The sequence below is a fragment of the Kitasatospora sp. NPDC088351 genome, from assembly GCF_040685575.1.
In the GTDB taxonomy this organism is placed as follows: domain Bacteria; phylum Actinomycetota; class Actinomycetes; order Streptomycetales; family Streptomycetaceae; genus Kitasatospora.
This window is the reverse complement of the sequence record NZ_JBFBIL010000030.1, coordinates 33,941-46,200: the sequence shown is the minus strand read 5'-3', so window position 1 is coordinate 46,200 and position 12,260 is coordinate 33,941. Positions and strand designations below refer to the sequence as shown.

The window sequence follows — 12,260 nt, the reverse complement described above, 5'->3', positions numbered from 1 at the left end:
CCGTTGCCCGCGGTCGTGCACAGGCCATCCGTACCAGCAGCCAAAGGACAGAATGACCTCCACGTTCGACACCCGCGACCACGCCGACGCCCCGCGCCGCCTGGACGGTATGCGGGCGGAAGCCCTCATGGACGAGGACCTCGCGGCCATCGACGAGGACCGCGGCCACCACTACGACGGCGACCAGTACGACCGCAGCGAGCGAGCCGCGCTGCGCCGCGTCGCCGGCCTCTCCACCGAACTCGAGGACGTCACTGAGGTCGAGTACCGCCAGCTCCGCCTGGAGCGCGTGGTGCTCGTCGGCGTCTGGACCGACGGCACGGCCGAGGAGGCGGAGAACTCGCTGGCCGAGCTCGCCGCCCTCGCCGAGACGGCCGGCTCCCAGGTGCTGGACGGCGTCATCCAGCGACGCGACAAGCCCGACGCGGCCACCTACATCGGCTCCGGCAAGGCCAAGGAGCTGCGCGACATCGTCGCGGCGACCGGCGCCGACACCGTGGTCTGCGACGGTGAGCTCACCCCGGGCCAGCTGATCCACCTGGAGGACGTGGTCAAGGTCAAGGTCGTCGACCGTACGGCCCTGATCCTGGACATCTTCGCCCAGCACGCCAAGTCCCGTGAGGGCAAGGCACAGGTCTCGCTCGCCCAGATGCAGTACATGCTGCCGAGGCTGCGTGGCTGGGGCCAGTCGCTCTCCCGGCAGATGGGTGGTGGCGGCTCCGGCTCCTCCGGCGGCGGTATGGCCACCCGCGGTCCCGGTGAGACGAAGATCGAGACCGACCGGCGCCGGATCCGCGAGAAGATGGCGAAGCTCCGCAGGGAGATCGCCGAGATGAAGAAGGGCCGCGACACCAAGCGCCAGGAGCGCAAGCGCCACCAGGTGCCGTCCGTGGCCATCGCCGGCTACACCAACGCCGGCAAGTCCTCGCTGCTCAACCGGCTCACCGGAGCGGGCGTACTGGTGGAGAACGCGCTGTTCGCCACCCTCGACCCGACCGTGCGCCGGGCCCAGACCCCGAGCGGCCGGCTCTACACCCTGGCCGACACCGTCGGCTTCGTCCGGCATCTGCCGCACCACCTGGTCGAGGCGTTCCGCTCGACCATGGAGGAGGTCGCCGACGCCGACCTCATCCTGCACGTGGTGGACGGCTCGCACCCCGAGCCGGAGACGCAGCTGGCCGCCGTCCGCGAGGTCATCGTCTCGGTCGACGCGCAGAACGTGCCGGAGATCGTGGTGATCAACAAGGCGGACGCCGCCGACCCGCACGTGCTGCAGCGCCTGCTGCGCCGCGAGCCGCACGCCATCGTGGTGTCGGCCCGCAGCGGCCAGGGCATCGACGAGCTGCTGAAGCTCATCGACGACGAGCTGCCGCGCCCCGCCATCGAGCTGCAGGCCCTGGTCCCGTACACCCGGGGGGACCTGGTCTCGCGGGTGCACGCCGAGGGCGAGCTGATCTCCACCGAGCACACCGGCGAGGGCACCCTGCTGCGCGCCAAGGTGGCGGCGGAGCTGGCCGCCGAGCTGGAGCGCTACACGGTGGCGCTGACCCAGGGCTGAGCCAGGGCTGAGCCCGGACGACACCGGACGGGCCCCGGTCTCCTTCACGGAGACCGGGGCCGTCGGCGTTCCCGGGCTACTTCGCGTTCTTGCTGAAGTAGTCGAAGGCCTGCTTGGCCTGGTCCTGGAGGGACGGCCCGGCCAGGTACTCGGACGGGTTGCGGTTGCCGATCGCGTTGACGCTGACCAGGTTCGGCTTGCCGTCCTTGTTGATGAACCAGCCGCCGCCGCTGGAGCCCCCGGTCATCGTGCAGCCGATCACGTACATCGGCGGGTGGGCCGGGCCGAAGGACAGCCTGGCGGGCCTGGCCGCGGCGTCGCAGTGGTGGAGCTCCATGCCGTCGAACGGCCGCTCGGCGGGGTAGCCGTAGGAGAACACCGAGGTGATCTGGGACCGCGGGGCGTTGAACCAGACCGGGACGGAGCTGCCGACCGTCTCCTCCAGCGACCGGCCGGAGCCGCTCTCGTCGCGGACCCGGACGATCCCGTAGTCGTACGGGGAGCCGGGGCCGACGCCGCTCTCCTTCACCCAGGCCGGCGAGACCAGCGCGCGCACCGCCGTCCACCGCCCGTACGGGGCGACCTGCTGCTCGGTGTACGGCCTGCCCCGGACGGCCTGGCCGTCGCGGTTGTAGCCCGGCACGAAGACGATGTTCTTCAGCCAGCCGCCGCCCTTGCCGTCGTGCAGGCAGTGCGCGGCGGTGTAGACCAGGTTGCTCCGGCCCGGCTGGGCCGGATCGGAGACCACGGTGCCCGAGCACGTCGAGTCGCCCCCGGACGCCGTCATGAAGATCTTGCCGACCACGGCCGTCGCCTGGCTGTACGGGTGCGGCTGCGGGGTGGCCGGGACGGCGGCCGGCGGATCGTCCCGCTCGACGTCGCCGCCGGCCGTCCGGTACGAGAACTGCGGCGTGGCCCGGCCCTTGGCCTTCTCCATCCTGGCGGTGGACCAGAAGCCCTGGGTCACCTCGTTGCTGAAGGCGTTCTCGCGGGCGAACCTCGTCCAGTCGTCGACCTTCCAGTTCGCCGGCTCCTGCGGGCCGCCGGGCAGCGCGGCGCCCGGCAGGCCCGCGGCGACGGTCGCCGCGGGCCTGCCGGTGCCCGCCGCGCCGTCCGGCCCGCAGGCCGTCGCGGTGAACGGCAGCGCGACGAGCGACACGGCGCCGGCCAGGGCGGCCCGGCGCCGCGGCGCGCCGGCCCGGCTGGTCTTCGGCATGGTGGATCGGTTCCCGTGGACGTGGTGGAGGTAGGGGCGGCTACTGCTTCTTGGAGATCCAGTCCAGGGCCTGCTTGGCGACCGCCTCCAGATACGGGCCGCTCAGCGAGGTGTGGTCCTGGGTGCCGACCGAGGTGTTGCTGACCAGCGCCGTCTTCCCGTCCGGCATGGTGGCGAACCAGCCGCCGCCACTGGAGCCCTGGGTCATGGTGCAGCCGATGGTGAGCATCGGCGGCCGCTTCGGGTCGAACGAGAGCCGGGTCGGCCGGCCGCCCTCGCACTTGTACAGCTCCTGGCCGTCGAACGGCTTGTAGAGCGGGTAGCCGACGGCCGAGACGGCGAGCTTGTCGCGCGGCGCGTCGAACCAGACCGGGACGGCCGCGCCGACCGCCTCCTCCAGCGACTTGCCGCTGTCGTTCTGGTTGTGCACCCGCATGATGGCGAAGTCGTACTGGTTGGCGGCATCGCCGCTACCGCCGCCCTCGACCATCCACTGCGGCGAGGTCGTCACCTGGTCCGCCCACCAGGTGCCGAGCGGGGCCAGCTCGGAGAGCGGGGCCTTCTTGCCGCCGCTGGAGGCACCGGAGTTGTTGTAGGCGGGCACGAACACCAGGTCCTTGAAGAAGTTCCCGCCCTTGCCCTCGTGCACGCAGTGCCCGGCCGTCCAGACCAGGTTGCTCTTGCCCGGGTGCGCCGGGTCGGTGACCACCGTCGCCGAGCAGTTGCCCCGGCCGCCCTGGGCGCTGAAGAACACCTTCCCGGAAGGCTGCTTGGTGTACGGGCGGGCCACCGGCACCGCCTTGACCGGCGCCGGCTCGGGATCGGTGACCGCGGCGCCGTCGGCCGGCTTCGCGGTCGGCGGCGCCGGGTCGGCGGGCTTGGAGTCGCCCATCTTGTCCGGGTTCCAGAAGTCCTTCACGACCGGGTTGTTGAAGACGTGCTTGGACGCCCAGTTGTCCCAGTCCTGGAAGTTCCACTTCTTCAGGTCGTCCCAGCTCTTCGGCAGGCCCTCCAGCAGACTGGTCGGGATGCCCGAGGGCAGGGTGAGCCCGCCGATCACCCCGCCGCTCCCGGCGGCGGCCGTGGTCGCGGCGCTCGCCGAGGCGGGTGGCGGAGCGGCGGTGCCCCCGCCCGAGGGGCCGTCCGGCCCGCAGGCGCTCACGGCGAGCAACGTCCCCGCGGCCAGTGCCGCGGCCAGGGCCGACCGGTGGATCAATGGCATGGTGTTCGCTTCCCCCTGGTAGTCCGGTGCGCCGGCGGCTCGCCGCCTTGGAGTCTCCCACTGGCCACCAGGACGACACGGGCCGACCCCCGGGTTGCGGCCCCGGTCGGAGGTCATCAATCTGTGACGAACTCCCGGCGTCGTTGGAACAACAGGGACTCCCCGCCGAGTGGTGAACAATCACCGCTCTTCACCCGGACGAGTGAGCCGTCCTTGTGATCACCCGTCAGGGATAGGTAACCCTTACCTGACGCGACGATGAGAGCGCCCGCCACATCCTCTCCAGCACCCCTGCGCGTCCGCACCCCCACGCGCCCCAAGGAGCAGCCTTGACCACCGCCCTCACCGGAGCCCCGCCCCACATCCCGGCCTGCCGGACCTCCCCCGACCGCCCGGCGCAGCCCGACCTGCTGCTGCACCCCGACCCCGCCGTCGCCGCCGAACAGGCCGCCCTGGAGGCGCTGTTGCGCTGCTGGACCCGCGAGACCGGTGCCGCCCCCGGCCCGGACGGGAAGCTGCGGGTCGCCGTCCTCGGCGGCGCGGCCCTGCTCTCCGCGCCCGTCCGCTACTGGTCGCCGGGTGGCTGGCACCGTTTCGGCGCCGCCACCCTCTCGGCCGGCGAGGGTACCGCCGACGCCCCCGTGGACGCCGTCACCACCGCCGCGCTGCTCGCCACCGCGGCCGCCGAGCGCCCCGACCCCGGCCAGGTCGCCGACCTCGCCGCCCGGGTCGCCGACTCGGTGGTCCGCACCGCCGACATCCTGGCCCACCGCCGCACCGCCGCCGCCCCCGGGGGGCCGGAGGGCTCGCACTTCCTCGCCGCCGAACAGTCCCTGCTGCTCGGCCACCCGCTGCACCCCACCCCCAAGAGCCGCGACGGCCTCGGCCCCGCGCAGAGCGCCGCGTACTCCCCGGAACTCCACGGCTCCTTCCAGCTCCACTGGTACGCCGTCGACCGCGAGCTGCTCGCGGCCGGCTCCGCCGTCGCCGAGAGCGCCGACCGGATCACCGCCCGACTCCTCGGCGACCGGGCCCGGCTTCCGCGCGGAACCGCCGCGCTGCCCCTGCACCCCTGGCAGGCCCGCGAGCTGGCGCTGCGCCCGGCCGTCGCCGAGCTGCTCGCCGCCGGCCTGCTGCACGACCTCGGCCCGTCCGGCGAACCCTGGCACCCCACCTCCTCGGTGCGGACCGTCTACCGGCCCGGCACCCCCTGGATGCTGAAGCTCTCGCTCGGCCTGCGGATCACCAACTCCCGCCGGGAGAACCTCCGCAAGGAACTCCACCGCGGCCTGGAGGTGCACCGGCTGCTGGAGAGCGGCCTGGCCGCCGAGTGGCGGGCCGCCCACCCCGGCTTCGACGTCGTCCGCGACCCGGCCTGGATCGGCGTGGACCACCCCGGCCTCGGCGACCCGGGCGGCCTGGACACCGTGCTGCGCGCCCAGCCCTTCGGCCCCACCGAGCGCGCCCTCTGCGTCGCCGGGCTGGTCGCCGAACAGCCGCTCGGCACCGGCTCCGTCGTGCCGTCCCGGCTCGGCGACACCCTGCGCGCGCTCGCCGCCCGCTGCGGCCGCCCGCTGCGCACCGTGGCCGCCGAATGGTTCCTGCGTTACCTGGAGACCGTCGTGCTGCCCGTCCTGTGGCTGGACGGTCAGGCCGGCATCGCGCTGGAGGCCCACCAGCAGAACAGCCTCGTCCTGCTCGACGCCGACGGCTGGCCGAACGGCGGCCGTTACCGCGACAACCAGGGCTTCTACTACCGGGAGAGCGCGGCCGAGCGGCTCGCCGCCCGGCTGCCCGGCCTCGGCGCCCGGAGCGACACCTTCCTCGCCGACGAGGTGATCGACCATCACTTCGCCTACTACCTCGGCATCAACCACATCCTCGGACTGATCGGCGCCTTCGGCTCCCAGCGGCTCGCCGACGAGAGCGTGCTGCTGGCCGCCCTGCGCGGCTTCCTGTCCGGTCCGCGGGTCACCGCCACCGGCTCCGCGCTGCCCGGCCTGCTGCTGGACGCGCCCACCCTGCCCTGCAAGGCCAACCTGCTCACCCGGATCAACGGCATGGACGAACTTGTCGGCCCGGTCGCCACCCAGTCCGTCTACGTGGACATCCCCAACCCGGTGGCCGGCGCGTGACGCCTCCCGCCTGCCCGCTCGACGGCGTGCCCGGCCGGGGCGGCATGACCACCGCCGCCGGTGAGTTCCGGCTCCGGCCGGTCCGGCTTCCCGCCGATCTGGACCTGCTCGCCGGGTGGATGAACGACCCCGAGGTGGCCGCCTTCTGGGAGCTCGACGGCCCGCCCGCCGCCACCGAACGGCACCTGCGGGCCCAACTCGACGGCGACGGCCGCAGCGTGCCCTGTCTCGGGCTGCTGGACGGCGCCCCGATGAGTTACTGGGAGATCTACCGCGCGGACCTCGACCCGCTCGCCCGGCACTACCCGGCCCGGCCCCACGACACCGGTGTCCACCTGCTGCTCGGCCCCGCCGACCGCCGCGGCCGCGGCCTCGGCGCCACCCTGCTCGCCGCCCTCGCCGACCGGATCCTGCGGGAACGGCCGCGCTGCGAGCGGGTGGTCGCCGAACCCGACGTCCGGAACCGGCGCTCGGTGCGGGCCTTCGAACGGGCCGGCTTCGCCCATGCCGCGGACCTCGACCTGCCCGCCAAACGCGCCGCCCTGATGGTCCGCGCGCGCCGCCCTCACGCCTCCTAGGACACCCCCCACCCCATGGACACCCCCGCACCCCAGGCCGGGCCCTACGACCTGCTCGGCGTCGGCATCGGCCCGTTCAACCTCTCGCTCGCCGCGCTCGCCGAGCCCGTGCCGGGCCTGCGCACGCTCTTCTGCGACCAGCGCCCGGAGTTCCGCTGGCACCCCGGGATGCTGGTGGACGGGGCCCGGATGCAGGTGCCGTTCCTCGCCGACCTGGTCTCCCTGGTCGACCCGACCAGCCCCTGGTCCTTCCTCAACTACCTGCGCGACCAGGACCGGCTCTTCCCGTTCTACTTCGCCGAGCGCTTCCAGCTGCCCCGCCGGGAGTACGACCACTACTGCCGCTGGGCCGCCGAACGGCTCGGCAACTGCCGCTTCGGCACCGAGGTCACCGCCCTGCACTGGGTGGCCGCGGCCGGCGGCGGCCACTTCCGGGTCGAGCTGCGGTCCACCGCCACCGGCCGGCGCACCGAGGTGCAGGCCCGCAACCTCGCGCTCGGCGTCGGCACCCGGCCGGTCCGGCCCGAGGCCTTCGCCGCCCTCGACGGACACCCGCGCGTCTTCCATTCCGCCGACTACCTCGACCGCCGGGACGCCCTGGACGGCGCCCGTGACATCACCGTCGTCGGCAGCGGTCAGTCCGGTGCCGAGGTCTTCCTGGACCTGCTCCGCCGGTACGGCGATGCCGTTCATGACGGTGCCGTCCACGGCGATGCCTTCCACGGTGGTGCCGCTCGCGGCGCGGCGCCCCACGGCGACGAGGGGACCGGGCTGCGCTGGCTGACCCGGACCAGGGCGCTCGCCCCCATGGAGTACTCCAAGCTCGGCCTGGAGCACTTCACCCCCGACTACACCCGCTACTTCCACAGCCTGCCCGCGAGCGTCCGCGATCCCCTGGTCGAGGCCCAGTGGCAGCTGCACAAGGCCGCCAGCGCCGAGACCCTCGCCGAGATCCACGACCACCTGTACGAGCGGACCATCGGCCGCCCGATCGACAGCACCCCGGTCGAGATCACCCCGGGCACCGCCGTCACCGCCGCCCGGCCCGGCCCCGGCGGCGCCCTCGAACTGCACTGCCGGCACCTTGACTCCGGCACCGAGCACGTGCTGCGCACCGACGCCGTCGTCCTCGCCACCGGCTACCGCGCCGCCCGCCCCGCCGCCCTGGAACCGCTCTCCCACCTGATCGAGTGGGACGCCGCCGGCCGCTACCAGGTCGACCTCGAACACCGTGTCGCGACCCTCCCCGAACTCACCGGAGGCCTGTACGTTCAGAACGCCGAACTGCACACCCACGGCGTCGGCACCCCCGACCTGGGCCTCGGCGCCCACCGGGCCGCCGTGATCCTCAACGCCGTCACCGGCCGGACCGTCCACCGGCTGCCCACCCGTACCGCCTGGACCGGCTTCGCCCCGCCCGCACCACCCGTCCCCGCCCCCGCCCCGGGCTTCCCGCGACCCCAGGAGTGGACCCGTGCCGCAGCCGCCGGCCGCTGAACCGCAGCTGTACCTGCCACCACAGCTCACCGCCGGGCACTGGCGGCGGGCCGGCCGCACGCTGCTGGCCAAGATGCTCGGCGAGTTCGCCTACGAGGAGCTGATCACCCCGGCCCCCGACGGTCCCGTCGGCGGCTACCTGCTGCGGCTGCCCGAGGCCGAGTACCGGTTCACCGCCCGCCGCGGGGCGTACGGCGGCTGGCAGGTCGACGAGGACTCGGTGCGCTGTTCGAAGACCGACGGCCTCGACCCGCTGCGGTTCCTCCCGTACGCCCGGCACGCCCTCGGCCTGCGCGGCGACACCACCGGGCACCTGATCCGCGAACTCACCGCCACCCTGACCGCCGACGCCCACCAGCTCGCCACCGCGCTCACCGCCGCCGAACTCGCCGACCTCGGCCACACCGAGCTGGAGGGCCGGCAGGGCGGCCACCCCTGGATCGTCCCCAACAAGGGCCGGATCGGCTTCTCCGCCACCGACGCCGCCCGCTGGACCCCGGAGGCCCGTACCCCGCTGCCGCTGCCCTGGATCGCCGTCCACAAGCGCCTCGCCCAGTACCGCGGCGTTCCCGGACTCGACCGCCCCGAGCTGCTCTACCGGCGTGAACTCGACGACCCCGGCGCGCTGCTCGCGGCCCTCGGCCCGGACGCCGGGGACTACCTGCTGCTGCCCGTCCACCCCTGGCAGTGGGACGAGACCGTCGTCCCGCTGTTCGCCCCCTGGATCGCCACCGGCGAGATCGTCCCGCTGCCCTCCGACGGCGACCTACGGCTGCCCCAGCAGTCCATCCGCTCCTTCTTCAACGCCGACCACCCCGAACGCTGCACCGTCAAACTGCCGCTCGCCATCCTCAACACCCTGGTCTGGCGCGGCCTGCCCACCGAGCGCACGCTGGCCGCACCCGCCGTCACCGCCTGGATCCACGGCCTCCGGCAGGCCGACCGATTCCTGCGCGAGGAGTGCCGGGTCGTGCTGCTCGGCGAGATCGCCTCGGTCACCGTCGACCACCCGCTCTACCGCGAGCTGCCCGAGGCGCCGTACCAGTACAAGGAGCTCCTCGGCGCGATCTGGCGCGAACCGCTCGGCCCGTTCCTCGACCCCGGCGAGCGGGCCCGCACCCTGGCCGCGCTGCTGCAGACCGGCTCCGACGGCCGGGCGCTCGCCGCCGAGCTGATCGCCCGCTCCGGGCTCACCCCCGCCGCATGGACCGCCCGGCTGTTCGCCGCCATGCTGCCGCCGCTGCTGCACTTCCTCTACCACTACGGCCTGGTCTTCTCCCCGCACGGCGAGAACGCCATCCTGGTCTTCGACGAGCACGACGCCCCGGTCCGCCTCGCGGTCAAGGACTTCGTCGACGACGTCAACCTGAGCGACCAGGACCTGCCCGAACTGCGCGGCCTGCCCGCCGAGGTGGACGAGGTACTGCTGCGCGAGGACCCGCAGGGCCTCTGCCAGTTCCTCCACTCCGGCCTCTTCGTCGGCGTCTACCGCTATCTCGCCCCGCTGCTGGAGACGCAGACCGGGCTGCCCGAGGCCGAGTTCTGGGCCCTGCTGCGCGCCGAGATCCTCCGCTACCAGGCACGCTTCCCCGAGCTGGGCGAGCGCTTCGCGCTCTTCGACCTGTTCCGCCCGCGGATCGAACGGCTCTGCCTCAACCGCAACCGGCTGCTGCTCGACGGCTACGGGGACCGCCCGCACCGCCCGCACGCGGCCCGGCACGGCACCGTCCCCAACGCGCTCACCGCGGAGGCCGCGACCGTGCTGCCCGGTCAACGGGACCGGATTGTCACCCCCGCCCCGTAGGCTGGGAGGGTCATGACGAACGACTCCGAATCCCAGCTTCCCGCCGACGCCGACGACGCCGCTGACGACGTCGTCGAGGTCGCCGAGGACTCCGCCGACGGCCCGGGGGACGACTCCGGCGCCGTCCCCCGGGCCCGTATCCCCGAGCTGCTGCACGCCGCCGTCGAGGCCGTCGGCGGCGTGGAACGCCCCGGCCAGGCCAGGATGGCCGCAGCCGTCGCCGACGCCGTCGACCACGGCGAGCACCTGTTGGTACAGGCGGGCACCGGCACCGGGAAGTCCCTCGCCTACCTGGTGCCCGCCCTCGCCCACGGGGACCGCGTGGTGGTCGCCACCGCCACCCTGGCGCTCCAACGCCAGCTGGTCGAGCGGGACTTGCCGCGCACCGTCGAGGCGCTGCACCCGGTGCTGCGCCGCCGGCCGCTGTTCGCGATGCTCAAGGGCCGCTCCAACTACCTCTGCCTGCACCGGGCGAACGAGGGCACCCCGAGCGAGGAGGGCGAGGGACTGTTCGATCCGGTGGACGCGCTCGGCGGCCCCACCGGCAAGCTCGGGCAGGACGTGCTGCGGCTGCGCGACTGGGCGGACGAGACCGAGACGGGGGACCGGGACGACCTCAGCCCGGGCGTCTCCGACAAGGCCTGGGCCCAGCTGTCCGTCACCTCCAAGGAGTGCCTGGGCGCCACCCGGTGCGCCTACGGGCAGGAGTGCTTCGCGGAGAAGGCGCGCGAGCGGGCCAAGCTCGCGGACGTCGTGGTGACCAACCACGCGATGCTGGCGATCGACGCGATCGAGGGCGCGCCGGTGCTGCCCGAGCACGGGCTGCTGATCGTGGACGAGGCGCACGAGCTGGTCAACCGGGTCACCGGCGCGGCCACCGCCGAGCTGACCGTGGGCGCCGTCAACCGGGCCGTGAAGCGGGCCGCCCGGCTCGCCAACGAGAAGGCCGTGGACGCCCTGCAGGCCGCCGCGGAGAACTTCCACGGCCTGATGGAGACGGCCCAGCCCGGCCGGGTCGAGGAGCTGCCCGAGTACCTGGCGTACGCGGTCACCGCGATCCGGGACGCCAGCCGGCAGGTGATCACCTCACTGGGCGAGACCAGGGACAAGGCGCTCACCGACGAGGACGCGGTCCGCAAGCAGGCGATGGCCTCCGCCGAGGCGCTGCACGAGACGGCGGACCGGCTGCTGGAGGACTCCGAGTACGACGTGGTCTGGATCGAGCGCAGCGACCGCTTCGGGATGGGCACCGCCTCGCTGCGGGTCGCCCCGCTGAGCGTCTCCGGGCTGCTGCGCGAGGGCCTGTACAAGGAGCGCTCGGTGGTGCTCACCTCCGCCACGCTCAAGCTCGGCGGGGACTTCAACGGCGTCGCCGCCTCGGTCGGCCTGCCCTCGGAGGCCCGGCTGCCGGACGAGCGCGGGCCCGCCGACGCCCCCGAGCCGGCCTTCGGCGAGGACCCGGTGCCGCACTGGCGCGGCATCGACGTCGGCTCGCCGTTCAAGTACCCCAAGCAGGGCATCCTCTACGTGGCCCGGCACCTCGCCGACCCGGGGCGCGACCCCGAGCGGCCCGACATGCTGGACGAGCTGGCCGAGTTGATCGGTGCGTCCGGCGGGCGGACGCTGGGCCTGTTCTCCTCGATGCGCGGCGCCCAGACGGCCGCCGAGGCGATGCGCGAGCGGCTGGACAACCGGATCCTGCTCCAGGGGGAGGACACCCTGGGCGAGCTGATCCGCGAGTTCGCGTCGGACGCGTCCACCTGTCTGTTCGGCACGCTCTCGCTCTGGCAGGGCGTCGATGTGCCGGGCTCGGCCTGTCAGTTGGTGGTGATGGACCGGATCCCGTTCCCGCGTCCGGACGACCCGCTGATGAGCGCCCGGCAGAAGGACGTCGAACAGCGCGGCGGGAACGGCTTCATGGCCGTGGCGGCCACCCATGCCGCGCTGCTGATGGCGCAGGGCGCGGGCCGGCTGGTGCGCGCGGCGGACGACCGGGGCGTGGTGGCGGTCCTCGACCCGCGGGTGGAGACCAAGCGGTACGGGAGCTTCTTCCGGTCCTCGATGCCGGAGTTCTGGTACACCACCGACCGCAACCAGGTGCGCCGGTCGCTGGCGGCGATCGACGCCTCGGCGGCGCCGGTCCGCCCGGTGGTCAAGCGGGGCTGACCGGCGGCCCAGGACAGGCCGGAGGGGCTCCGCGCGGTGGTGCGTGGAGCCCCTTCCCGTCCCGGTGTCTCCGGCCCCGGGTTT

The 12,260-nt window shown here is 73.7% G+C and carries 8 protein-coding genes; 6 read left to right on the top strand and 2 right to left on the bottom strand.

Annotated features, from left to right (window positions below):
* Positions 1 to 52 precede the first annotated feature (52 nt).
* Positions 53 to 1,558: a GTPase HflX gene (hflX, locus tag AB0P06_RS21430; protein WP_363609566.1), complete on the top strand. Its 1,506-nt coding sequence runs from the start codon at positions 53 to 55 to the stop codon at positions 1,556 to 1,558.
* A gap of 76 nt (positions 1,559 to 1,634) precedes the next feature.
* On the opposite strand, the gene AB0P06_RS21425 is transcribed toward hflX, so the two are convergent.
* Together AB0P06_RS21425 and AB0P06_RS21420 are read right to left on the bottom strand one after the other, a co-directional pair.
* Positions 1,635 to 2,774, bottom strand: a complete 1,140-nt coding sequence (locus tag AB0P06_RS21425; RefSeq protein WP_363609564.1) for a hypothetical protein — start codon at positions 2,772 to 2,774, stop codon at positions 1,635 to 1,637.
* Positions 2,775 to 2,814: 40 nt separating this feature from the next.
* Positions 2,815 to 3,996 carry a hypothetical protein gene (locus AB0P06_RS21420; protein ID WP_363609562.1) on the bottom strand — a complete coding sequence of 394 codons (1,182 nt, stop codon included), beginning with the start codon at positions 3,994 to 3,996 and terminating at the stop codon, positions 2,815 to 2,817.
* A 362-nt stretch (positions 3,997 to 4,358) separates the two neighbouring features.
* On the opposite strand from AB0P06_RS21420, the gene AB0P06_RS21415 reads away from it, so the two are divergent.
* From AB0P06_RS21415 to AB0P06_RS21395, 5 genes are read left to right on the top strand one after another with little or no spacing between them, the layout of a single operon-like run.
* Positions 4,359 to 6,131, top strand: coding sequence for an IucA/IucC family protein (locus AB0P06_RS21415; protein WP_363609632.1), 1,773 nt, complete (start codon positions 4,359 to 4,361; stop codon positions 6,129 to 6,131).
* A complete protein-coding gene (locus AB0P06_RS21410) occupies positions 6,128 to 6,709 on the top strand; it encodes a GNAT family N-acetyltransferase (RefSeq protein ID WP_363609560.1) in 582 nt (193 codons plus the stop codon). Before AB0P06_RS21415 ends, AB0P06_RS21410 begins: the two co-directional genes overlap by 4 nt.
* Positions 6,710 to 6,724: 15 nt before the next feature.
* Positions 6,725 to 8,206: a SidA/IucD/PvdA family monooxygenase gene (locus AB0P06_RS21405; RefSeq protein WP_363609558.1), complete on the top strand. Its 1,482-nt coding sequence runs from the start codon at positions 6,725 to 6,727 to the stop codon at positions 8,204 to 8,206.
* Positions 8,184 to 10,010 (top strand): IucA/IucC family siderophore biosynthesis protein, encoded by a 1,827-nt coding sequence (locus AB0P06_RS21400; protein WP_363609556.1) that lies wholly within the window; start codon positions 8,184 to 8,186, stop codon positions 10,008 to 10,010. The genes AB0P06_RS21405 and AB0P06_RS21400 overlap by 23 nt, the downstream gene beginning before the upstream one ends.
* Positions 10,011 to 10,022: 12 nt before the next feature.
* Positions 10,023 to 12,176, top strand: a complete 2,154-nt coding sequence (locus tag AB0P06_RS21395) for an ATP-dependent DNA helicase (RefSeq protein ID WP_363609554.1) — start codon at positions 10,023 to 10,025, stop codon at positions 12,174 to 12,176.
* The last annotated feature ends 84 nt before the right edge of the window (positions 12,177 to 12,260 follow it).

What these genes read in the sequence shown, in the direction of transcription:
- hflX (WP_363609566.1), top strand. Translation starts at nt 53, where the DNA reads ATGACCTCCACGTTCGACACCCGCGACCACGCCGACGCCCCGCGCCGC.
- AB0P06_RS21425 (WP_363609564.1), bottom strand. Translation starts at nt 2,774, where the DNA reads ATGCCGAAGACCAGCCGGGCCGGCGCGCCGCGGCGCCGGGCCGCCCTG.
- AB0P06_RS21395 (WP_363609554.1), top strand. Translation starts at nt 10,023, where the DNA reads ATGACGAACGACTCCGAATCCCAGCTTCCCGCCGACGCCGACGACGCC.
- AB0P06_RS21420 (WP_363609562.1), bottom strand. Translation starts at nt 3,996, where the DNA reads ATGCCATTGATCCACCGGTCGGCCCTGGCCGCGGCACTGGCCGCGGGG.
- AB0P06_RS21405 (WP_363609558.1), top strand. Translation starts at nt 6,725, where the DNA reads ATGGACACCCCCGCACCCCAGGCCGGGCCCTACGACCTGCTCGGCGTC.